Origin of the sequence: Bacillus sp. S3, from assembly GCF_005154805.1 — a bacterium.
Taxonomy (GTDB): domain Bacteria; phylum Bacillota; class Bacilli; order Bacillales; family Cytobacillaceae; genus Neobacillus.
On the sequence record NZ_CP039727.1, the window covers coordinates 1,206,125 to 1,230,938 of the forward strand.

Annotated in this window: 19 protein-coding genes; 16 read left to right on the top strand and 3 right to left on the bottom strand. The window is 40.4% G+C overall.

Translation table 11 applies throughout. The features are described from left to right. The first annotated feature begins 143 nt into the window (after positions 1–143). The 5 genes from FAY30_RS05695 to FAY30_RS05715 all read left to right on the top strand — a co-directional run bounded on the left by FAY30_RS05695 (position 144) and on the right by FAY30_RS05715 (position 6,795). A complete protein-coding gene (locus FAY30_RS05695; RefSeq protein ID WP_149868973.1) occupies positions 144–1,712 on the top strand; it encodes an acyl-CoA synthetase in 1,569 nt (522 codons plus the stop codon). Beyond that, positions 1,712–2,857, top strand: coding sequence for an acyl-CoA dehydrogenase family protein (locus tag FAY30_RS05700; protein WP_149868974.1), 1,146 nt, complete (start codon positions 1,712–1,714; stop codon positions 2,855–2,857). Before FAY30_RS05695 ends, FAY30_RS05700 begins: the two co-directional genes overlap by 1 nt. A gap of 14 nt (positions 2,858–2,871) precedes the next feature. Further along, positions 2,872–4,029 (top strand): thiolase family protein, encoded by a 1,158-nt coding sequence (locus FAY30_RS05705; RefSeq protein WP_149868975.1) that lies wholly within the window; start codon positions 2,872–2,874, stop codon positions 4,027–4,029. Between the two features lie 94 nt (positions 4,030–4,123). Beyond that, positions 4,124–5,698 carry a fatty acid--CoA ligase gene (locus FAY30_RS05710; protein ID WP_149868976.1) on the top strand — a complete coding sequence of 525 codons (1,575 nt, stop codon included), beginning with the start codon at positions 4,124–4,126 and terminating at the stop codon, positions 5,696–5,698. Positions 5,699–5,700: 2 nt separating this feature from the next. Next, entirely contained in the window at positions 5,701–6,795 is a 1,095-nt protein-coding gene (locus FAY30_RS05715; RefSeq protein WP_149868977.1) for a CaiB/BaiF CoA transferase family protein, read from the top strand. A gap of 71 nt (positions 6,796–6,866) precedes the next feature. Here the strand turns inward: FAY30_RS05715 and FAY30_RS05720 are convergent, their stop codons facing one another. Next, entirely contained in the window at positions 6,867–7,745 is an 879-nt protein-coding gene (locus tag FAY30_RS05720; RefSeq protein ID WP_149868978.1) for a TraB/GumN family protein, read from the bottom strand. A 128-nt stretch (positions 7,746–7,873) separates the two neighbouring features. Between FAY30_RS05720 and recQ the strand changes: the two genes are divergently transcribed. The 3 genes from recQ (at position 7,874) to FAY30_RS05735 (ending at position 12,523) form a co-directional block, all read left to right on the top strand. Beyond that, entirely contained in the window at positions 7,874–10,006 is a 2,133-nt protein-coding gene (gene recQ / locus FAY30_RS05725) for a DNA helicase RecQ (RefSeq protein WP_411675476.1), read from the top strand. A gap of 90 nt (positions 10,007–10,096) precedes the next feature. Next, a complete protein-coding gene (locus FAY30_RS05730) occupies positions 10,097–10,882 on the top strand; it encodes an ABC transporter ATP-binding protein (RefSeq protein WP_190284832.1) in 786 nt (261 codons plus the stop codon). 3 nt (positions 10,883–10,885) lie between these two features. Next, entirely contained in the window at positions 10,886–12,523 is a 1,638-nt protein-coding gene (locus FAY30_RS05735; protein ID WP_149868980.1) for a hypothetical protein, read from the top strand. Between the two features lie 152 nt (positions 12,524–12,675). Here FAY30_RS05735 and FAY30_RS05740 read toward each other — a convergent pair whose 3' ends face one another. Further along, entirely contained in the window at positions 12,676–13,473 is a 798-nt protein-coding gene (locus tag FAY30_RS05740) for a formate/nitrite transporter family protein (protein WP_149872616.1), read from the bottom strand. Between the two features lie 213 nt (positions 13,474–13,686). On the opposite strand from FAY30_RS05740, the gene yfkAB reads away from it, so the two are divergent. Then, complete coding sequence (yfkAB, locus tag FAY30_RS05745) at positions 13,687–14,805, top strand: radical SAM/CxCxxxxC motif protein YfkAB (protein WP_149868981.1); 1,119 nt, start codon at positions 13,687–13,689, stop codon at positions 14,803–14,805. Between the two features lie 42 nt (positions 14,806–14,847). On the opposite strand, the gene FAY30_RS05750 is transcribed toward yfkAB, so the two are convergent. Then, a complete protein-coding gene (locus tag FAY30_RS05750; protein ID WP_149872617.1) occupies positions 14,848–16,029 on the bottom strand; it encodes an MFS transporter in 1,182 nt (393 codons plus the stop codon). A 217-nt stretch (positions 16,030–16,246) separates the two neighbouring features. Here FAY30_RS05750 and FAY30_RS05755 point away from each other — a divergent pair, with 217 nt between their 5' ends. The 7 genes from FAY30_RS05755 (at position 16,247) to FAY30_RS05785 (ending at position 24,629) form a co-directional block, all read left to right on the top strand. Then, positions 16,247–17,008, top strand: coding sequence for a threonine/serine exporter family protein (locus FAY30_RS05755; RefSeq protein ID WP_149868982.1), 762 nt, complete (start codon positions 16,247–16,249; stop codon positions 17,006–17,008). Positions 17,009–17,044: 36 nt separating this feature from the next. Further along, positions 17,045–17,497 carry a threonine/serine exporter family protein gene (locus tag FAY30_RS05760; RefSeq protein ID WP_411675488.1) on the top strand — a complete coding sequence of 151 codons (453 nt, stop codon included), beginning with the start codon at positions 17,045–17,047 and terminating at the stop codon, positions 17,495–17,497. A 145-nt stretch (positions 17,498–17,642) separates the two neighbouring features. Then, a complete protein-coding gene (locus FAY30_RS05765) occupies positions 17,643–18,467 on the top strand; it encodes a C39 family peptidase (protein WP_149868984.1) in 825 nt (274 codons plus the stop codon). A 508-nt stretch (positions 18,468–18,975) separates the two neighbouring features. Then, positions 18,976–20,478 (top strand): amidase, encoded by a 1,503-nt coding sequence (locus tag FAY30_RS05770; protein WP_149868985.1) that lies wholly within the window; start codon positions 18,976–18,978, stop codon positions 20,476–20,478. Between the two features lie 206 nt (positions 20,479–20,684). Continuing rightward, on the top strand, positions 20,685–21,938 hold the full coding sequence (locus FAY30_RS05775) for an ATP-binding protein (RefSeq protein WP_149868986.1): 1,254 nt from the start codon (positions 20,685–20,687) through the stop codon (positions 21,936–21,938). A gap of 211 nt (positions 21,939–22,149) precedes the next feature. Next, positions 22,150–23,313: an HD-GYP domain-containing protein gene (locus FAY30_RS05780; RefSeq protein WP_149868987.1), complete on the top strand. Its 1,164-nt coding sequence runs from the start codon at positions 22,150–22,152 to the stop codon at positions 23,311–23,313. Between the two features lie 140 nt (positions 23,314–23,453). Continuing rightward, on the top strand, positions 23,454–24,629 hold the full coding sequence (locus tag FAY30_RS05785; RefSeq protein WP_149868988.1) for a hypothetical protein: 1,176 nt from the start codon (positions 23,454–23,456) through the stop codon (positions 24,627–24,629). Positions 24,630–24,814: the final 185 nt, after the last annotated feature.

Genomic DNA, 24,814 nt, shown 5'->3' on the forward strand with positions numbered 1-24,814 from the left:
TATTCATGTACAGACGAGAAACACGTTAATGTTGCAGACCTAGACCTTAAGACGTTAGCGAGCTACGAACCTATTTATTGGAATATTGGCATAATAATTGCATACTTCAAAATGAATCTTTTTTAAAAAAAGGAGGATCTAAAATGAATATCGGAAGTCTCTTATCTCAAAGTGCCCGCAAGTTCCCTGAATTCCCAGCAATCCAATGTGAAGGCAGATGCTATTCCTACAGACAATTTAACGAAGAGGTAAATAGATTTGCTCACGGACTGCTTGGCCAAGGTGTGAACAAAGGTGACAGGCTTGCGTTAATGATGAAGAATTCAGACCACTTTGTCTTTACCTTTTTTGCCGCTGCTAAAATTGGCGCTGTCGCTGTTCCAATAAACTTTCGATTGACCGCTACAGAGGTCCAGTACATATTAGAGCAATCAGATGCGGCCATAGTGGTATGTGATAAAGAATTTGAACAGCTTATTGCTGAAGCAGAACAAGGAACATCCATCCGGATGGTCATCACGGTGGGAGAGCCCGAAACGGCGGGTTTCTATTCATATGAAAAAGTTTTATCTGATAACAGGGATGAACCCGCTATTGAAGTTTCAGAAAAGGACGATGTCGAAATTTTGTACACTTCGGGTACGACAGGACGTCCAAAGGGAGCCCTCTTTGATCATAGTCAAATTTTCAAAGTCGGAATTTCCGTCGTCATCAGTATGGAGATTAGCCAGCAAGAACGTATTCTCCATTTAGCACCGTTGTTCCACTCAGCACAATTAAATCTATTCTTAATTTCCGGCGTTGCCCTTGGTGCGACGCATATTATCCATCGAGATTTCCATCCAGTTAAAACACTGCAAGCCATTCAAGAACATAAAATTACCCATTTATTTGCTGTACCCGCGATGTATACGTTCTTGCTCCAAGTTCCGAATGCTGCCGAATATGATTTGTCATCCATTAAGAGAGTTGGATATGGGGCAGCCCCGATGGCACCGGAGCTTGTTAAAAAAAGTATGCAGTTATTTAAAACAGATCAATTTTACAATTTATGCGGTCTAACGGAAGCGGGACCAGGCGGGATTCTCCTAGATCCGGAGGGGCATAAACTACATCTTGGCAAGGGTGGCAAACCAATCTTTATGACTGAAACGCGGGTTGTCAATGAAGAAGGGAAAGACGTGTTACCAGGTGTAATTGGTGAATTTATTCTTCGCAGTCCGATGGTGATGAAGGAGTATTATAAAAAGCCCGATGAAACAAAGAGCACCCTTAAAAATGGCTGGCTTTATACAGGTGATTTGGCAACGATTGACGAGGAAGGCTATATTACCTTAGTTGACCGGAAAAAGGACATGATCATCTCGGGCGGGGAAAATGTATATTCCGTTGAGGTGGAAGGCGTTCTGTATGAACATCCGGCTGTTCTTGAGGCAGCGATTATCGGATTGCCGGATGAGGTATGGGGCGAGGCTGTTTGTGCGATCATTGTCCCAAAAGAGGGTGCAGTGATTGATGAACAGGAATTGCGCAGCTTCTGCCGGGAGAAGCTGGCTGGTTACAAGGTCCCAAGGCGGATTTTTATTGAACAGCAGCTGCCAAGGAACGCTTCTGGAAAAATACTAAAATACCAATTACGGCAGAAAATGAATCAAATGAGTGGTGAGAAGAATAACCGAAGCACTTCCTCAACTGAAAGTGAGGTTATCTAATGAAACACCCATACTTAAACGATGACCACGAAATTTTTCGCCAATCGTTAAGAAAGTTTTTAGAAAAAGAAGCATATCCCTTTTATGAGCAATGGGAAGAAGACCGGATGATTCCTCGGTCTTTTTGGCAGAAGATGGGGGAGCAGGGCTTTCTATGCCCTGATATCGATGAAAAATATGGCGGCAGTGAAGTAGATTGGGGTTTTGCAGTTGTTATAAATGAGGAGCTAGAGCGCGTCGGGTCAGGACTAATTGGTATCGGGCTTCATAACGACATTGTGGTGCCATACATCACCACATACGGCAGTGAGGAACAGAAGCAGCGCTGGCTGCCGAAATGTGTCACTGGTGAAATTATTACCGCAATTGCCATGACGGAACCAGGCACAGGCTCTGATCTTGCAAATATTAAAACAACCGCCAAGCTTGAAGGTGACCATTATATCGTCAACGGACAAAAGACGTTTATCACGAATGGGATTCAATCTGACCTTGTTTTGGTCGCGGTTAAAACCGACCCCCAGGCAGTACCGAAGCATAAGGGGGTTAGTCTTATCTTAATTGAACGGGATACACCTGGATTCTCTAGAGGTAGAAAGTTGAACAAGGTTGGGCTTCATTGTCAGGATACAGCGGAATTGATTTTTGAAGACTGCCGGGTTCCAAAGGAAAATCTGCTTGGCGAAGAAGGCAAGGGCTTCCTCTATTTAATGGAAAAACTCCAACAGGAGCGGCTTCTTGTTGCAATTGGAGCACAAACGGCATCGGAAGTGATGCTGAAAATGACCATCGATTACGTGAAAAGCCGGGAAGCGTTTGGAAAACCCGTAAGCCAATTCCAAAATACTCAGTTTAAAATTGTTGAGATGGCAACCGAGATTGAAATGGGCAGGGTATTCTTGGATCAGTTAATTGCCGAGCATATTGAAGGGAAAAACGTCGTGACGAAGGTGTCGATGGCAAAATGGAAGTTGACAGATATTGCAAAGAAGATTGCGGCGGAATGTATGCAGCTCCATGGCGGATACGGCTATATGGAGGAATACGAAATTGCGAGACGATTCCGCGATATTCCTGTCTCGAGCATTTATGCCGGAACAAATGAGATCATGAAGACGATCATTGCGAAAAATCTAGGTTTATAGAAAGGAAGTTGTATATGCGGGAAGTTGTCATTGTTGAAGGGGTTCGGACCCCTGTAGGGAGAAGAAATGGTCTTTTGAAGGAGATCCGACCGGATGATTTGGCTGGTTTAACATTAAAAGAGCTGGTAAACCGTGCAGGTATCGATCCAGCAATAATCGATGATGTCATTTTAGGCTGTGTGACCCAATCAGGGGAACAAGCTGGGGATATTGCCAGGGTTGCTGCTTTAATCGCTGGATTCCCAATTGAGGTGCCAGGCACCACGATTGACCGCCAATGCGGTTCAAGCCAGCAAGCTGTTCACTTTGCTGCACAAGCAATTCTTGCCGGCGATATGGATGTCGTAATTGCCGGCGGTGTGGAAAGCATGTCACGTGTGCCGATGGGCTCTAACTATAAGGGGGCCGAGGACACTTTTAGTCCGAATTTAAGATCTAAGTACGAAATGATTCATCAGGGATTATCTGCTGAGCGGATTGCCGAAAACTATGGTTTTACTCGGGAACAACTCGATCAATTTTCACTCGAAAGTCACCAAAAGGCATTAAAGGCGCAGGATGAAGGGTATTTTGCTAGAGAAATTTTTCCGCTTGAAGTAACGCTTCCGGACGGAGCCACAGTTACCGTCAAAGATGATTCCGGTCCAAGAAAGGGGACTTCACTTGAAGCATTGGCAGGTTTGAAGACATCCTTCAAAGAGGATGGTGTCATTCATGCCGGAAACTCTAGTCAAATTAGTGACGGAGCAGCCGCCTTATTACTCATGTCCCGCGAGAAAGCAGAAGAGCTTGGCCTAAAGCCGCGGTTCCGTGTTCATACACGTGTAGTCGTTGGCTCCGATCCAACCTTGATGCTGACAGGACCGATTCCCGCAACGCGGAAAGCACTCGAAAAGTCAGGGCTCTCCATTGATGCTATTGATATATTTGAAGTAAATGAAGCCTTTGCCCCGGTACCGCTTGCTTGGCTGAAAGATACGGGTGCTGACCCGGCAAAACTTAATCCCAACGGCGGTGCGATTGCTCTAGGTCATCCTCTTGGCGGCAGCGGTGCGCGTTTAATGGTAACGATGATGTATGAGCTCGAGCGCACCAGAGGACGATACGGATTGCAAACAATGTGCGAAGGCCACGGTATGGCAAACGCGACAATTATTGAACGGTTAGATTAACTCTTAGTCGTTATAAATTGGATTCGCAAATAATGCATCCGGATGCGTAAATTAAATGGGGAAACTTGCCAATATACTTAATGGAGGCGTTTAAATGACCACGACAATTGGAAAAATCTTTAATTTAACGGTAAAAAGGTTTCCAAACAAAGAGGCTTTGTATGATGTTCGAAAAAATGTCCGCTACACCTACAAGGAATGGAACGAACAGGTAAACCGGCTCGCCAATGCACTATTAAATGAAGGAGTTAAGAAAGGCGACCGTGTTTCCACGTTCATGTTTAATACCGAGGAATTGGGGACTGCCTTTTTTGCCTGTGCTAAAATCGGTGCTATTTTTAATCCGATTAATTTCCGGCTCACTCCTGAGGAAGTGGCATATATTTTAGCCGATGCCGCCCCTAAGGTTGTTCTTTTTGAAAAAGCCTTAGAGCCCGTCGTGTCAGCAATCTCCAAGCGCTTCGATAAAATCGCCTTCTGGTTTATTGATGAAAATCAGCCTGATTACGCGGCAAGCTTTCACAAAAAAATTACCTCAGCATCAACAAAAGAGGTTCAGGCGGAAGTAAACGAGAATGACATCTATGCCTTTATTTATACAAGCGGAACAACGGGCAGACCTAAAGGGGTCATGCATAGCCACCGGAATATGGTAGACCAAAGTGTGCTCTGTAATGCAGCGCAGAAGCTTGAAGCGGAGGATGTTGGCCTCGTGACCGCCCCGATGTTCCATTGTGCCGAGCTTCATTGTGCCTTCCTGCCAAGGGTGCATGTTGGGGCAAGGAATGTCATTTTACACCAATTCAATCCAAAAGCCATCCTTGGATTGATTGAACAGGAAAAAATCTCAAAGTTTTTCGCCGCACCAACGATGTGGAACATGCTCCTTCAGGAAGATCTAAGTCAATATGACCTTTCAAGCTTGAAGCTTGGTTTATATGGTGCAGCTCCAATGGCTCCGTCGCTCGTCCATGCTTTGCATGATCGCTTAGGCATTTCTTTAATTCAAGCGTATGGGATGACGGAAATGGGGCCGGCTATTACCTTTCTATCGGAAAATGATCAGCTAAGAAAAGCGGGTTCTGCAGGGCAAGCAGCTCTTAGTCATGATATTAGGGTGGTCCGTACCAGAGAAGATGGGCCATCTGATCCAGATGATATGATGCCGGCTGGCGAAACAGGTGAAATTATTGTTCAAGGGCCATGCATGATGATTGGCTATTTTAATCGTGAGGAAGCGACTGAAAACGCGTTGTACAAAGGCTGGTACCATTCGGGTGACATCGGCTATCTCGATGAAGATGGATTCCTATTTGTAAATGACCGTGTTGACGACATGATCGTCAGCGGCGGGGAAAACATTTATCCGCGTGAGGTTGAAGATGTTTTGCATGCACACCCGGGTGTTCTGGACGTTGCGATAGTTGGCCAGCCGGATGACCGCTGGGGTGAAACGGTTTCCGCTTTTGTTGTAAAAAAAGATCCGAATATAACCGAACAAGAATTAGATGATTTCTGCAAAAATAGTGATAGCCTGGCAAACTATAAGCGTCCGAGGAACTATATTTTTTGTGAAGCATTGCCGCGAAATGCCAGCGGCAAAATCCAAAAATTTGTTCTTCGTAAGCAGCTGGAGGAGCTTTTTTCCCCAGATATGAAAGGTCTCTGAATATGTTAAAAGGCATTAAAGTCATTGATTTTACTAACTATCTTCCGGGCCCTTTTGCTACATTGAGGCTTGCAGAATTGGGAGCAGAAATTATTAAAGTGGAACCCCCTGAAGGAGATCCTGCCCGGAATACAGGAATTACTCAGAAGGGAACTGGTCTTGTTTTTCTAGCGAACAACCGGCAGAAAAAGAGCATCACTCTTAACTTGAAGAATAGTGAAGGCTTGGAAACGGCCTTAAAACTAATTACCAACGCCGATGTTGTGATCGAAAGCTTCAGACCTGGAGTGATGGAGAAGCTCGGGCTCGGGTATGAAGCCGTAAGAAATGTGAAACCTGATATCGTCTATTGTTCCATTTCAGGCTATGGACAAAGCGGCATTCTAAGCAAACTCGGCAATCATGACCTCAATTATATGGCCTTAAGCGGAGTCTTAGCCCAGCTAAAAGATAAAACGGGTAAACCTGTTCATCCGTCTATTACTTTAGCTGATTATTTAGGGGGATATGCGGCAAATGAGCGGATTCTTGCAGGGCTTGTTTCAAGGTCTTTAACCGGGAAAGGTAATTACCATTCAATTTCCATCACAGATCAACTGGTATCGTTGCTTGGGAATCATGTATTGGTTGAAAAGGAAACGGGTAAGGGAACGGGCATAAATGTCCTAAATGGAAGCATTATTTCTTACGCCATCTATGAAACGATGGATGGAAGGTATATGAGTTTGGCTGCACTGGAGCCGAAGTTTTGGCGGAATTTTTGCCAATCACATGGACGTGAAGACTGGTTTGCAGCTCATTTTTCAAAAACGGAGGATACCAATCCAATTTTTCAAGAACTGACAGACCTGTTTAAAAGCAAAACCTTCTATGAGTGGACGGAGATCGCGCAAAAAGTAGATTGCTGCATGGCCCCGGTTCTTGAGGTAGGGGAACTCAGCGAAAACCCATATTTCAAAGAGAAGGAGATAATATTTGCTTCTTCTTGGGGAGATTATCAAGTTAAAATGCACAGTGACGTTGAACAGGGAACGATTGCCCCTCCGCCAAAAAAAGGCGAGCATAGGGATGAAATATTAAATGACATCCTGATTTGAAAAGGAGTTTGCACATTTCCAAAATAACAAAACCGCTTGAACCTGTACTAGGTCTCAAGCGGTTAGATTACTTATTCGAAGACTTTCTTAACATCGTATCCATTTTGCTTAAAATAGGCCAAAATTCCATTTTCACCTTCTAAGTGCCCCACGCCAACAGCAACAAAATAAATATCACCACTACTTATATACGATTCAAATTTTTTTACCCAAATTTTATTTCTGTCATCAACAAGAATTTTATTTTGCTTCTTTTCAAATTCATCTACCGACTCATTATGGTTAAACTGTCTTCCTTGGATATATTCTGTATATAGTTGTTCTAGCTGCCGTTTGGATTCTGTGAATGTAGGAATTTGCTTACTCACTCTATCGGCGTCCTTCTCGGTGTACACTTTTCGCATAGCTTCAATTTGCTCATTTTGTGTTTCCAAGTATTGAGGGGTGAGATGATATAATTCCGCCAGTTCCGCTATTTTTTGATCTACTCCATACTCTGACGATAAATCATCAAAGCCTGTACTCAAAAATAATCCCATGACAAACCAAAATTGATATTTTTGTAGTAAAGAATAATCAAGGTTATATTCTTTTGCCCGCTGCTTTAGAATGGCTATTGCCTCATCAGATAAATAATCCTCTAAAGTCTCATCATCTTTTAATAAATACAATTCTTTCTTGTCCATTATGTCAGAAGCCGATGTTTCAGTGACAAGGAATTTCGATTTTGCAAGGGCTTGCTCTATTTTTCGAGGAAAGGGATACATTTCTGCCTTCCCAATATGAATGGTTCCAAGCAGGTACATATAGTGATTGTTTTTTTCTATTTTATAAAAAGGCCATGCCACATCCAGCTTTGCTTCCTTTCGTGATTGATTCGCAGCGACGGAACCGCTATTTAGAAAAATACATATAAAAAAAGGAATCATAAGGATTACTAAACGCATCATGATGAACGCCGCCTTCAAAATGTTTATTGTTACTTTCCCACAAATATCGTTATTTAATGACGAAATTTAAGTAGGAAAAACGGTATAATGAAAGTAGTTAATTTTGCAAAATGAAAGGAGAAACAATCTTGTTTGAAAAAACACTCCCACTACTCAATTCCTATTTCGGTTATAGCTCCTTCCGTAACGGTCAAGAACAGGCAATCCGTTCGGTATTAGCCGGCAATAATACGATTTGTGTTATGCCGACCGGAGGCGGTAAATCCATCTGTTATCAAATTCCTGCACTTGTCCTTCCGGGTACCACGATTGTTATTTCCCCACTGATATCTTTAATGAAGGATCAGGTAGATACCCTCATTCAAGCGGGAATCCCAGCCACTTTTATTAATAGTTCGATAAGTTACAGCGAGGCAAATAAGCGGATCTATGAAGCAAAACATGGGAAATACAAGCTTTTATACATAGCACCAGAGAGATTAGAATCATTTGAATTTGTAGAAGACCTGAAAAACATGGATATCCCACTTGTCGCCGTCGACGAAGCTCACTGTATCTCGCAGTGGGGACATGATTTCCGCCCAAGCTACCGTCATATTCAACAAATGATTCATAGTCTGCCGCAGCAGCCAAATGTTCTTGCCTTAACGGCAACAGCAACGCCGAGAGTTCGTGATGATATTTGCGAGCTGTTAAATATTAATGAAAGAAATACAATTATCACAGGGTTTGAGCGAGAAAACCTATCTTTCTCGGTGATCAAAGGGCAGGACAGGCAAAGGTTTCTCCTGGATTATCTAAAAAAGAATGAACAGGAAGCGGGGATTATTTATGCAGCAACTCGAAAGAATGTTGATCAGCTTTATGAAAAGCTCCGTAAAGAGAACGTCAATGTTGCCCGCTACCACGCGGGCATGGGTGACGTGGACCGCGCTCGTGAGCAAGAACGATTTTTAGAAGATAAAGCATCCGTTATGGTTGCGACCTCTGCCTTTGGGATGGGGATCGATAAGAGTAATATCCGCTATGTAGTTCACTACCAGATGCCGAAAAACATGGAGAGCTATTATCAGGAAGCTGGACGTGCCGGACGGGACGGGCTAGACAGTGAATGTATTATGCTGTATTCGCCGCAAGATGTTCAGGTGCAGCGCTTTTTAATTGACCAATCCAGTGACAGGAGCCGGATGACACAGGAATTAGAGAAACTGCAGCAGATGGCTGATTATTGCCATACGGAAAACTGCTTGCAGGAGTTCATTTTAAACTATTTTGGCGAAACAGACACAGATGCTTGTGGCAGATGCGGCAACTGTTTGGATTCCAGGGCAAGCATTGATGTCACGAAGGAAGCACAAATGGTGATGTCCTGTGTGATTCGAATGGGGCAGCGTTTTGGGAAAAACATTACTGCACAGGTGTTAACGGGATCGAAAAATAAAAAAGTAATCGAGATGGGCTTTGAGCGGCTTACGACCTATGGAATCATGAAAGATCAAGGTGCGAAAGAGGTCAGCGATTTTATTGAGTTTTTGATTTCACAGGAGTTACTCGCGATTGAACAAGGACAATTTCCGACGATTTATGTTTCACCGAAAGGAAAGGATGTTCTTTTAGGTAATGAGCAGGTTTATCGAAGAGAAGCGGTTAAAGTTAAACAAGTATCGAAAAATGATCCGTTATTTGAGGAGCTGCGGGATGTCCGCAGAAGGATAGCCGAAACGGAAAAAGTACCGCCATTCGTTATTTTTTCAGACGCTGCCCTTAAAGACATGTGTGCAAGACTTCCGAAAACAAGTGAAGAATTTTTACAGGTCAGCGGGGTTGGGGAGCATAAGCTGAAGAAATACGGACTTGAATTCATTCAAGCCATCCGTGCTTTTTTAGAAACCAATCCGGATTATCGAAGCGAAATCCAACCAGAATCGGCAGCATCGAAAAAGGCTGCTAAAAAAACGGCGGTTGGGGAATCGCATTTGGAGACATTGACATTAAATCAAAAGCACCTATCGATTGAGGAAATTGCTGAACAACGCGAGCTTGCGGTCAGCACAGTGGAAAACCATTTACTTCAATGTGCTCAGCAAGGTATGGAGGTGGACTTTTCCAGGCATATTCCAAGTGAATACCTGCCACTGTTAGAAAAGGCCGTGGAAGAAGCCGGACGTGAACGGTTAAAACCAATCAAGGAACTCCTTCCAGAAGAAGTTAATTACTTTATGATAAAAGTGTATGTTTATTATTTAAGTAGAAAGAAGTAGAGGAGTAGCTTGCACGCCCCCAGTCACTCTTATTTTTAGAGATTGTGGTAAAATATGTTAATATTAAACTATCAATTAAGTTAGAAGGTGATGATTATCAACGATGTCGTATTATCGATCAAGGATTTAGAAAAGCATTATGGCATAAACAATGTCCTAAAAGGGATAAATTTAACTGTTTATCGCGGGCAAATTATCGGTTACATTGGGCCAAATGGCGCCGGTAAAAGCACGACAATTAAGATTTTGCTCGGGATTGAAGGGGATTATTACGGCAAGGTAGAGATTTTTGGCAAAGAAGTTTCGGAATCGAATATCGACTATAAACGGAAAATAGGCTATGTCCCGGAAATAGCTGAGCTCTATGATAATCTCACCGCAATGGAGTACTTAACCTTTGTCGGAGAATTATACGGAATGGATTTTCAAGCAGCTGATGAAAAGGCGCAAAGGTTGATGAAGGTGTTTGGCTTAGAGGAAGTGTACCGCTCACGAATTGCATCATACTCTAAGGGAATGCGGCAAAAGGTACTGATTGTCTCCAGTTTATTACATAACCCGGATCTGTTATTTTTAGATGAGCCGTTAAGTGGTCTCGATGCTAACAGCGTGATGATTTTTAAAGAAATACTGTCCATTTTGGCGGCACAGGGTAAAACCATTTTCTATTCGTCGCATATCATGGATGTCGTTGAGAAAATAAGCAACCGGATTATCCTCATTAATGATGGGAAAATTGTCGCAGATGGCAGTTTTCTTGAGTTGAAGGAACAAAATAAGGAAGGAACACTGGAGCAGATTTTTAATCAGCTGACTGGTTTTAATGAATATAGGGTTTTAGCAGAGGAATTTGTATCCATTGTTCAAGAGGGGTAACAGATGAAAGATTTCCAAACTCTGAGATTCCTCGATTTATTCCGCGGCATTTTTGAACGCTTTGGTATTAATTACGTTGTTATGCGAAAAGTATTGACGGTCAAACTGACTATGGATGGGAGAAGGACTCCGACCGTCTTTAACCAGCAGGCAAAAAAGAAGAAGAAACCCGAAGAAAATGGCTTTATCAAATCATTAGGTATGTATGTACTGCTAAGCCTCATGCTCATTCCATTTGTTCTGCTTGAAAGCAGCTTTATTTATCAAATGAGCATTCTTTTTGGGATTGTCATGTTTTTGGTGATGACATCAATGATTTCCGATTTTTCGAATGTCCTGCTTGATGTCAGAGATAAGGGGATTCTTCTGACAAAGCCAGTTGATAAAAAGACATTAAATATGGCAAAAACAATTCATATTTGTATTTACTTAGTCCTTTTAACGGCAGCGCTAACCGCAATCCCATTAGTGATTGGGACCTTTAAACATGGGATCTTATTTTTACTCCTATTCATCATCGGACTTATTTTAGTCAATCTATTCATTGTCGTATTGACGGCGATTATTTATTATTTCATTTTGCGGTTTTTCGATGGTGAAAAACTGAAGGATATCATTAATTACGTACAAATTGGATTATCGATTTCAATTGCCGTTGGCTATCAGGTATTAGCAAGAGCCTTTAGCTTTGTCGATATGAAAATTTCTTTTACACCAAGCTGGTGGCAATTTTTTATCCCGCCAATTTGGTTTGGCTCGCCATTTGAGCTAGTCTTAAAGCACCGTTCAGACTTTTATCTAGTTTCTTTTTCACTATTGGCATTGGTTATACCGCTAGTCTCCATCGGTATCTATAGCCGGATGATGCCATCTTTTGAAAGAAATCTGCAAAAACTTTCGAATAACAGTGGGGGAAGCAAACAAAGGGAGCGGAAATGGAAAATTGGGCTTGCAAAGGTGATTTGCCGAAGTCGGGAAGAAAGGGTCTTTTTTCGCTTTGCCGACCAAATGATGCGAAATGAGAGAGAATTCCGCTTAAAGGTCTATCCCGCCTTAGGATTATCACTTGTTTTCCCGTTTGTGTTTTTGTTTAATGAAATCCAAATGAATTCCTATGCCCATTTGGTTTCAAGTAAATGGTATTTATCGGTTTATTTTAGCTGCTTGATGATTCCGAATGCCATTGCCATGCTGAAATACTCAGGGAAATACAAAGGGGCATGGATTTACCAAACAGCACCCATTCAAAACCTGGCGCCATTATACAGCTCAGTCCTCAAAGTGTTTATTGTGAACCTCTTTTTGCCGGTTTATTTGATTGTATGTACTATCTTTATTACAATTTTCGGGGGAAAAGTCGTTGATGATTTATTGGTTATTTTTGTGACCGCTATTTTATTCACGGTTATTTGCTCGAACTATCTTAAAGGTACATTGCCATTTTCAGAATCATTTGAGGATGCCTTACAAAGCGGAGGACTAAAAGTATTTCTTGCAACACTCTGTATTGCAGCCTTTACCGGCATCCATTATGGCGCGACATTGATTCCATTTGGTGTGCCGATATATTTTATCGTGCTTGTGGCTGTTACGATTTTTAGCTGGAAGGGTGCATATAAGACAATTTGGGTTTTTAAATGAAAAATGCTGTCATTAGAATGGCCCCACCCCAAGAAGACAGCTGTTTATAATTAATAGAATTATTATTATATGAATGTTTCTATTATTGTCGATATCTCTCTAATCATGTGTATATTTCCCCGGTAATTTTGTCGATAAAAAGAACAGGTCAGCTAGTCCTGTTCTTTTTCATATTCATCCAAAAATGGTTTATTAGCATAATAGTACATCATGGCCATAAAAACAGAGCCGCCAATAAGGTTGCCAATTGTAACTGGTACTAAATTATGGATTACTCCGCCCCATGAAATGGTCCCAGGATGGTTTAAGACTAAGGCTATTGCAAATGTACACATATTGGCGATACTATGCTCATAGCCGGAAATAAAGAAGCAAAAGACAAATAGCATCATGGCAAACATTTTCGGTCCATCCCCCTTTAACCCCATCGGCAAAAAGAAGGCCATGCAGACAAGCCAATTACAAAGAATGGCTCGGAAAAATAACTCTGTCGTCGGCACCTGCATTTTAATCTCCACGACATGAAGTAAAAATCCATTAACCGATGATTCGGTATAAAGTCCTGTTGTGAATATAATAAATGCAAATACAGCAGCCCCTAAAATGTTTCCGGCATAACTGCAAACCCAAAGCTTCACAACATCGATCCAGGCCATTTTTTTACGAAGAGCGGCATAGGTGTAATAGAACGTATTTCCGGTAAACAAATCCCCGCCGCCATAGGCGATTAAAATGATAGCCGCTCCAAACGTGAATGCTGCCATCGGATAGGCAAAGGGGGAATGTTCAAGGTAAAAAAAGTTCCCAGTCTTAAAGGCAACAATGACCCCAAATCCGATAAACATACTGGCAAGCATCGCTCTTAGGATATACCGAAGAACGCTTTGCTTAAATATTTTCACCTTTTTTAAAGCAAGTTTTTCTGCTTCGCCTAAAGGCTGCATTTCCATTTCACATAACCACCATTTCCACATTCGTTTTATCATCTATTTATTTTTTGACGAAAAGCGGTGGGATATGTATGCGTCAGGCAAAATTCGTATGTTAGATATAAACCGAGAGTAGGTAACATAGAATGTGATAATCGTTTTGAATTAGCACATCTGACCCAAAATCAGCTATAATAAAAAGGTTTTGTTAAGACTAATTGCAAGGAGTTTAGTATGTTAAAAATGAAAACTATAACACCACAATATGATCCATGGGAAGCTTATATGGATATAGAGGAATATGGAAAGCCCCAGCTTACGAACATTGAATTCACGACGACAACATTATGTAATATGCGCTGTGAGCATTGCGCCGTTGGGTATACGTTACAGACAAAGGATCCTAATTCACTTCCGCTTGAACTATTACTACAAAGACTGGAAGAAGTTCCGGCGCTCCGTTCTCTGAGCATTACTGGAGGGGAACCAATGCTGTCGTTATCATCCGTTAAAGATTATGTGTTCCCTATTTTGAAATATGCCCATGAACGCGGGGTCCGCACACAAATAAACTCGAACCTAACCCTTGAGTTAGCCAGGTATGAGTTAATTGTTCCATATTTAGATGTATTACATATTTCCCACAACTGGGGAACGGTCAATGACTTTGTTGAGGGCGGCTTTGCAAGGATGGAGCGCAAGCCTGATTATGCACAACGAGAAAAATATTTTACCAGAATGATAGAAAACAGCCGCGAGCTTGTCAAAGCCGGTGTGATGGTATCCGCAGAAACGATGTTAAACAAACGGACATTGCCGCATTTAGAAAATATCCACCATCAAATCGTTGATGAAATGCTCTGCGGCCGTCATGAGGTGCACCCAATGTACCCAAGTGATTTTGCTAGTAATCTGGAAACTTTGTCGTTGGCGGAAATCAGGAAGGCGATCCATCACCTGCTGGATATTCGGAATGAAAAGGCATGGATGTTATTTGGAACGCTGCCATTCTATGCTTGCAGCAGTAATCAGGAGGATTTAGAACTGTTAAAAAGACTTTATCGCAGCAAGAATGTAACTGTAAGGAACGACCCCGATGGACGTTCCCGTTTGAATGTCAACATATTTAATGGTGATATTATTGTTACCGATTTTGGAGATACGCCGCCGTTAGGAAATATCCAATCCACGAAATTAAATACTGCCTATGAAACGTGGCAATCATCAGCATTGGCCAAAGAATTAAGCTGCCACTGTCCAGCCGTTTCCTGCCTCGGACCTAACATTTTAGTGAAAAATAGCTATTATCAAGATGGTGATTTCAGCGCACGAAAAAACCAAATTATAAAATAAAAACGGGGATTACCCGTTTTTTTTACTTTAAACCCTTATCGATTAGACTGTATGCTTCACTAGCTTTGGATGCCTGTGCATGGAAACAAAGAGAATCATTCCGCTTATGATTAACAAGGTGCTGGTACTGATAAAGACCGCGGAAAAGCCGAAGGAACCGGAAATAAATCCACCTAACATCGGACCGAAAATGTTTCCGAGGAATCGCAAGCTTGTGTTGTAGCCAAGAACTTCTCCTTGCATTGCGATTGGGGCTTCTTGGCGAATATAGGCAATCCGAACTGGAATTATCCCGCCAATCGTGACACCGAGTGTAAAGCGAATGATGACAAGCTGCCAAAAGCTCGTGACTGCGGCACCTGGCAGATAGAAAATTCCCGCCAAAAAAAGCAGAATGATTAGGATCTTTACATAGCCGACCCTATCTGCAATTTTTCCCCATCTTCTTGACATCATAAGATTGCCTAGGCCAGCTGCGGAAAAAGCAATACCGGAATAAAAGGCGATATTTGTTGTTCCATGCAATTCACTAACAAATAGGGACAGAATCGGTTGAATACTGAAGTGAGCAATTTGAACAAGGGCGGAGATAAGCAGTACGGTTAACAAAATGGGGTTCCGGACAATATGATGCAGGACTTCTTTACTGGAATAATGTGATTTTGATCCCTTTTGTAATTCCAATTGAAATTCCTTGGTTTCGATTACAAGTAAAGCAGAAATGAAAATGGATATGGCCGTCCATTTAAAGGTGGTAGCATAGCCCAGCGAATCAGCTAATACGCCTCCGAGCATCGGGCCAAATAATGAACCGGTAATGCTTCCTGTTTGCAGCGTTCCAAGGACACGTCCGGCAATTTGTTTGGGTGTTTGTGTGGAGATGAAGGCTTGTGACATTGAGATAAAGCCTGAGAAAAATCCCATGAAAAAGCGGAGAATAAATAATTGCCAGACTGATTGGACAAAGCCCATAAGAAAAATGGATAAAGCCATCCCTAGACCAGAAAAGATGAGGATTTTCTTTCTGCCATAGCGGTCGCCAATTCTACCCCAAATAGGCGAGAAAAGGAAGGCAGAAACAAAGGTAACCCCAAATGTTAAACCAGACCAATGCTGGACGTATTTTTCGGAAAACTTTCCAAACGTCTCGATGTATAGGGAAATGAACGGTAAAACCATTGTCATACTCCCGGAAACAAAGAAGTTTGCAAACCACATAATCATCAAATTTCGTTTTGCACTTTCCTGCTGAGTCACTCCCAAAACACTCCTTTCTGCAATATATTTCGGGATGCTAAATATTATCATAACGAAATTTCCACCAATTATAAAGTAATATCTACTATTTGTAGTTTCTAAAAACATGTGATTAAAAATTGCTTCGTAGGCTTGTTTTGATTTAAACTAAGTAACAAATGTTAAAATATGTGGTGAATAATTGATGGGAAATCAAGTTGAAAAGACATCCGATGTGATGGAGGTTTGCCTGCTCGCGGGGAAAATTATGCTGCAAAGCGGCGGGGAAACATACCGGGTTGAAGATACAATGATGCGGATTGCCGCCTCTTACGGAGTTGAAAACTCTCATAGTTATGTAACGCCGACAGGAATTATTTTTTCGGCGGAAAGTACAGGACCGACAAGGACAAAGCTTATCCGAATCTTTGAGCGTTCTACAGACCTAAAGAAGGTCGCTATGGTTAATAGCCTATCCAGAAGTATTAGCAGCGGGGAAGTAAATCTAAAGGATGCCTGGGAACAGTTAAGGGAAATGGACTCCTTAAATGTTACCTTTCCACTTAAGTATCAAGTAGCAGCAGCCTCAATTGCGAGCGGATGCTTCATGATTATGTTTAAAGGAAGTTGGGGAGACTTTATCCCGGCCATGATAGCAGGCGGGGCAGGGTACTATAGTTTTGTCCACTTCCACCGTTTTGTTCCCATCAAATTTTTCTCAGAGTTTTTGGCCGCCTTTGTCATCGGTTTACTTTCTTTATTATTTGTAAAAGTAGGGATTGGACAGCAGGTAGATAAAATAATTATTGGTTCAGTCATGTCATTGGTACCTGGTCTTTTATTAACAAATGCAATTAGAGATTTAATGGCGGGACATTTGGTATCGGGTTTGTCAAAGGGAGCAGAAGCATTTTTGACGGCCTTCGCCATTGGTGCGGGAATTGCAGTTGTCGTATCGTTTTTGTGAAGGTGAGGCGGGTGTAAAGTGGAAATCTTGGCCCAGATGATAACAAGCTTTATTGCAACAAGTGCATTTGGCATTATTTTTAATGCGCCGAAAAAAACATTATTGAAATGCGGCCTGATTGGCATGGGCGGATGGATGGTTTATTATCTGCTTGAAGGTTTTTTTGATAATCCGATTTTGGCTACATTGGCAGCCACGATATTTATTGCTGTTCTTAGCCAGGAACTGGCAAAGTTTTATAAAAAGCCCGTGATAATTTTCAGTGTCGCGGGGATCATTCCACTGGTTCCGGGCGGTATGGCCTATAATGCCATGCGCCACTTTGTCGTAAATGACTACATTGCGGCATTAGCAATGGCAGCAAAAGTATTCATGATTGCCGGCTCAATTGCCTTCGGGCTAGTCTTTTCAGAAGTCATCAATCAAGTGATCCGAAAAATTAATCAAAATAAGGTCCGAACAAAAAAACCTCTTTTAGTTAAACGCTAAAAGAGGTTTTTTCTTAAGAATATATTAAGGAAAAACAAGTAGTCTGATTTGGTAATCATTTTCCTTTCATCCTGTTTGATATGATTATATAATAGGATATTAATAGTATCCTGCAAATATACTACAAGGAATGGTATACATATCTATGAAAAAATTGTTGACGATCATAATTATTTTATTTATATCATTTATTGGAGCAAAAACAATTGTTGCAGGCAGATTTAACTGGCAGACGGTTGTTCAAATAAAGGAATCGGTCCAAACCAAGACAAATGAAGTTGTTACTCAACTTAACGGAAAAGTGCAAAAAGTAAACGATGCCGTACTTTCGGATGAAGTTAAACCTTCAGGGGAAGCCCCAAAACCTATTCTAGAACCAGCATTTCCCGATCATATGCTGCTGGATGTGCCATTATTGAATCAGATGGATCGACCCAAATTGTACAACGGCTGTGAGGTAACGAGCTTGGCGATGATTCTTAACTATCATGGGGTAAATGTGACAAAGAACGAGCTGGCTGAAAAAATAAAAACAGTCCCGTTTAACTATGGTAATGGAAAAAAGGGAAATCCCAACGACGGATTTGTTGGGGATATGGCAAATGGCCCGGGTCTTGGAGTTTACAACGGGCCGGTATTTGAATTGGCTCAGAAATATGTTGGTGATAAAGCCATAAATCTAACGAATAGCTCGTTTACAGATATACTAAAAAAAGTGGGGCAGGGGCTGCCGGTGTGGATTATTACCACTTCAAATTTTACCCCAGTTTCTGTATTCCAAACGTGGGATACACCGCAGGGGAAAATCGATATTACTTTTAGTGAGCATAGTGTGGCTATTACCGGATACGATGAAAGCTATATTTATGTAAATGATCCCTATGGAGAGAAGAACAAAAAAGTAAACCGTGAGAATTTTATTAAGGCATGGGAGCAAATGGGCAAGCAAGCGATTGTTATAGAAAAATAAATTATTAAAAATATAATGAAATGGGCGAAGGCAGAGGAATAAACGATTCCTCTGCCTTCTTAGCTTTTGATTCAAGTAGAATCCAGATCGTAACTTGTGAATGGTTGTCTTTATCATTCATCCATCGCAAGGTAAAAATTTACTTTATTGTAATTGTTAATAAAAACAAGTTTGCCGCGGTTATTCTTCCACCTGATGGTTTTATACCTAAACGACGTAAGCCCTACCTCTCTTACATCCTAACGGCTCCGAAGCCGATCCAGTGTGAATAAGTTTTTATCTTAAAACATAAGCAGAATGCCAGAAAAAAATTCCTACATTGCGTTATCTCTATATATTACAAGTTACTTTAATGTGAAGCACAAATATTAATATTAAAGGTTTTTTTGTTGGATGTCAATAGGTTATAAGTATTTTGTTATCAACAGCAATTTTTATTCTAAACAAGGAATAACTTATTCGTTAATAGAAGTAGTATTTAAAAAATCCACTGAGGGGATGAGATAGGATGGATGGCTTTGTTTATAAAGATTATGATGGGATTGGGCTTGCGGAATTAATGAAAAAGAAGGAGCTGCAACCAAAAGAAGTCGCCGCAGAAGCAATGAAAATGATTGAACAGCATAATCCAAAGCTAAATGCTGTCATTCGTCATTTCCATGAAAAGGTAGAAAATGAAGCAGAAACGATTGATTTGAACGGTACCTTTGCAGGTGTACCGATGCTCCTAAAGGACATCGTCCAAGAAGTAGCAGGAGAAAAGATTACCTCTGGCTCTAAGGCATACCAAAGCTATGTGGCAAAAGCCGATTCTGAATATGTCAAACAGGTACGCTTAACGGGGGCACTGTTTCTAGGCCAAACTAACGTTCCTGAGTTTGCGTTAATGGGAATTACTGAACCAGTTTTTTACGGTCCAACTAGAAATCCGTGGAACCTTAACCATACTCCAGGTGGTTCTAGCGGTGGGTCGGCTGCCGCAGTTTCAAGCGGAATGGTCCCGATTGCCGGGGCAAATGACGGCGGTGGTTCCATTCGGATTCCAGGAGCCTATTGCGGACTATTTGGTTTGAAGCCGACCAGAGGACGAACACCTGTTGGGCCGAGTCACGGCAGGCTTTGGCAAGGGGCTTCTGTTGATCATATTTTGTCACGATCGGTAAGAGATAGTGCGGCAATGCTAGATGAAATAAGTATGTATGAAAAAACTGCAGCTTTCTATGTACCGCCTTTCAATGGCTCCTATCTCCAACAAAGCCAAACCCATTCTAATAAAAAGTGTACCATCGCTTTTTCTCTGGAATCACCGCTTGGAACGGAGGTACATCATGAATGTAAGCAGGCCGTCCTTAAAGCAGCAAAGCTTTTAGAATCAATGGGACATCATGTTGTTGAGGCGGCTTCCCCTGTAGATGGCAGGAGAATAGCACAAAGCTATTTAACGATGTATTTTGGCGAGGTGGCAGCGTCTATCTCTGCACTTGAAGACGTTCTCGGACGGAAAGCAGTCATGAGTGACGTGGAGCCGGCTACGTGGATATTAGGTTTAGTTGGAAAGGCTACATCAGCAGAATCCTTTGTATTGAGTATTAGAGAATGGGACAAAGCAGCAATTGCAATGGAACAATTTCACGAAACATATGATTTTTATTTAACACCGACTACTGCATTTCCGCCGGCTAAGATTGGCGAACTTGAACCAAGTAAATCTGAAAAATTTGCTATGCAGGTGACGGGAAAACTTGGACTGGGGGCTCTTTTAAAAAAGCTGGGAACAATAGAACAAGTTGCTGAAAATAATTTAAAAAGGACTCCTTTCACCCAGCTGGCAAACCTAACAGGCCAGCCTGCGATGACGGTCCCCATTCATCTAACAGAAGGCGGTCTTCCATGCGGTGTCCAATTTATGGCGGCAAGGGGAAGAGAGGATCTGTTGTTCTCATTGGCCGGTCAGCTTGAACAAACCTCGGAGTGGATTTCCGTACAAATAAATCCCTTTTACCAAAAATAGTCGCTGGCTGTGGAAGACCTTGGTGGTCTTCTTATTTTTTTGGGAGTCTTGTATCTGATGAAATTTAGCGAAATGTGTCGAAAATCATAGTTTTTTCATATTTAATGTCATCTATTTCCTCAAAAGATGGTAATATGGTAGGAGAGAATATTTTTAAAAAGTTTTCAGATTATTTGTTAGCAGAACTAGGTTAAGGAGTCACTCTCATGAAGGAAAGCAACAATAGTCCTAAATTAATATATGAAGAGAAAAAGGCGATAAAGCTTTTTTTGTGGTTGTTTTATATATTTTATTTTTCATTTGATATCATTTGGTATTTGTTTTTGCCCCATTTTTCATCATTTGGTGATAAGGATTTTTTAAAGGATGGGCTTGGTTATTGGATTTTTATTTTAGTTGGTTGTCTATTACCAATTTCTATTTATATCATTCAAAAGGGAAATCTTTATCGTGTTAAGTTCATATTTCTTTCATGCTATATCGTAATTGATATAATTGATAACCTTATTAGATATTTTGGAACTTCACTTCAATTTGCATCTGGGAACATAGTTGATTTATTATTTATTTTCTTTTCGCCGATATTTGTAAATAAGCGATATTTTTGGACAGTCTCATTTGGGATAATTGGAAAATATATTTTTATGGGACTAATCCTGCAAAATCCAGAAGTAATACCCCCAATTGTTGTTCTGACAATATTAGCGGCAGTCGCATTTATTGTCTTAAATAGATTTAATTCCTATATAAGTTCCTTAACTACTGTTCATGAAGACCTTCGACAAAAAGAAAAGCTTGCTGTCATCGGCCAGATGGCTGCAGCTATAGGCCATGAAATTCGTAATCCGCTATCATCACTAAAAGGATTTACACAGTTGCAACAGGAACGGAATCCAAATGGTAACGATTTTTATCCAATAATGATACAAGAAATTGATCGAATAAATTCAATTGTAAATGATTTAATGTATCTGGGAAAACCTAGAGAAATCAAATTTCAAAATGCAAGTATTGAAGAAATTATTTCGTATACTTTATCGATTACTAACCAGCAGGCTGAGAGACAAGGGGTTACTGTAGAAACGGAAATAGCAGGACCATTGCCGCCGATTGAATGTGATGAAAAACAACTGAAGCAAGTGTTTATTAATTTAATAAAGAATGCAGTTGAATCCATGCCTAATGGCGGGAGGATTCATATCAAAGCGAATATTTTAAAAGAACGAGAAATATTAATTTCTATTGAAGATGAAGGGTGCGGCATTGCTGACGACCTTATTGCCAACCTTAAAGTACCCTTTTTTACTACAAAAAAAGATGGTACCGGACTTGGTTTAATGGTGTCAAATCAAATTATTGAGGACCACAAAGGTTACATGGAAATTGCAAGCCAACCTGATAAAGGAACAATAGTGAATGTAACATTACCTATAATACAAGAAATTTTTAGAAATAAATAGTTCTATAATTATACAAAAATCTTCAATATATAGTGTTTCATGGGTCGTTTGAATGATATATAATGAAGAAGAATACGGGATTTTAATAGATTTTGTAAAAAAAATTAATCTTTTACTTGGGAATATTCGAAATTGTGTTAAAATTACCACATCCCTGTTTTACAAACAATGTAAAAATAAGGTGTTGTAATAGTTACACTTGGAGGAATTTATGATACCACATGAAGAAAAACAAACAGTGAAATGGTTTCTAGTATTTTTCTACATTATTATGATTGGTTATGACATTTTTTATTACTATTTAGCTCCAATCTTTATTACTCATAAAAAAAGTGGCCTACCTAGCAATTATTGGTATATTAACTATATCGCATTATTAATAATGATTCCTATCATGTATTACTTAAGTAAGGTAAAGAAGCAACATTGGATTAAATACGTTTTTTTTGTTAGTTACGCTTTAACAGGTTGTATTGCTGATATACTCTCCTATTTTGGAAAGGGAGATTCCTATTTCAGTGGAAATATGGTAGAAGTATTTTTGATTTTATCTTTACCACTTTTTCTTAATACAAATTATTTTTGGATTGTAAGTCTAGGTATGGAAGCAAAATACCTATTAACGGGTATTGTTTTAAATACATCTTATGTAATTATGCCTATTGTCTTAATCATTATTTTATCTATTATGGCATTCTTTTTATTAAGCCGCTTCCAGGGATATGTTCGTTCTATTAGTACTTCCTATGATAATCAATTGGAAGGGATTGTGAAGGGCGTTATAGCCACATTAGAACTAAAGGACCCTTATACTAGAGGTCATAGTGAACGTGTAGCTAGCTATGCTTTATTATTAGTTCAAAAGCTGGGTAAATTCTCAAAAGAAGAACAAAAGTCTTTTTATTACGCATGCTTATTACATGATATTGGTAAAGTCCATATACCCGATTCTATTTTGATGAAACCAGGGAAGCTTACAAAAGAAGAATTTGAAATAATCAAGTCGCACCCTGGTGTAGGTGCAGAAGCAGTAAAAAATGTTGAGGGCATAAAGGATTGTATTTGTGTCATTCGTTCTCATCATGAACGGTGGGATGGGAAAGGTTATCCTGATCAATTTAAGGGCGAAGAAATCCCTTTTCTTGCAAGAGTGGCTGCTGTTGCGGATGCTTTTGATGCAATGACATCTTCCAGATCCTATCGATCTGCGATGCCGGTTGAAGAAGCTTATAAACGTATTGTTGAAGGTCAGGGTTCCCAATTCGACCCAATATTAGTAGAGGAATTTAAAAAAATATTCCCTACTTGGGTCGAATTTCATAAGAAATATCAATGGACAAAACAATGGGAGTTCCCAAAGGAGGTGGAGTTATGAAAATCCGTAAGCTTAAAAAAGTTAAGACAACATGTTGGTGGTGTCCTTATTTAGGAGTGAGACCATAGGAATGAAGGATGCTAGCAAATGCTACGCATCCTTCTTTATTTTTAATAAATTACAAGATAAAGGGTGTTAACATGAGCCTTACACTCAATTCAACGTTATTGCTAGTTCCTATCGAGATTCGCAAAGATAAGAAACATTATATTGTTGAAGATATAGCTGCTGATGAATTTTATGAGATGCCAACAGTTTGTATTGATGCGATTAATATGATCAATCAGGGGAACCAACTAGGTGAGATAGAAAGAAAACTAAAGGGAAAATATCCTGATGAAGAGGTGAATCTACTAGATTTTGCAAATCAATTACTTGAATTGAAACTAATTGAAGCAATTAATGGAATCAAGATTGAAAAAAAGATCCTTGAAAAGGAAGATAACAACTTTCAATGGCTCTCACCTAGGATAGGAAGATTCTTCTTTAATAAGTTTACCTATTTTTTCTATATTATTTTATTCGTTACAAATTTAATCCTATTTATTGTCAAGCCGAACTTATTTCCCCATTATGAAGATATATTTGTTTCCGAAATCATGATGCTAAATGTAATCTTATGGATGACATTCTCGTTTTTACTTGTTCTCATCCATGAATTTGGTCATATTTTGGCCATGAGAGCTTATAACCTACCGACAAAGCTGGAGATTGGCCATCGAATGTTTTTTGTTGTTTTCGAAACGGATATGGCAGCGAGTTGGAAACTTGCGGCTAAAGATCGAAATGTATTATTTTTAGCTGGCCTTTGTTTCGATATGGTAGTCCTGTTTAGTGTCCTAGTTTGTCAATTAACTTTTCAAAATGACTTCACCCTGGGGTTAACAAGTTTAGCCATTTTTGATATTTTTATGAGAGTTGCCTTTCAATGCTGTATTTATATGAAGACAGATTTATATTTTGTCTTTGAAAGTCTTTCTGGTTGTTACAATCTAATGGAAAATGCAAACCAGACCATTCGGAAATGGTTTCCGTTTCTTAAAAAAAACCCCTTGGACGAAGTTGAATTTGAAAGCGAACGAAAGACGATCTTCTTATATTCCATCTTCTATGTTATTGGTGTACTAGTAACTATAGTTTTATATGCAAAATTTTATATTCCGGAAATATTACATGCAGGGCATATACTGCTTCCAGGGTTTATGGAATCACCAACAAGCCTTGTTTTCTGGGATGCAGTGATATTCTCACTACAGATTAGCCTTTTCTTGCTGTTATTGTTGTACTCTTGGAGAAAAAAATACCGCAAGGCTTAGCTTTTGAACTTTGATTACTGTCTAGCTCCAGCGCCCTAGCGGCTAGTGTCCTTCGCTCTCCGCCCTACGATAAGTCAACATCGAATCGCCTCCGGCTCTTCGTGTTTCCTTTATCTCAGTTGGAGTGCTCCAGGCCATACGCCGCTGAACAGGGCGCTTGCGCTTTTCTAATTGTGACAAACCTT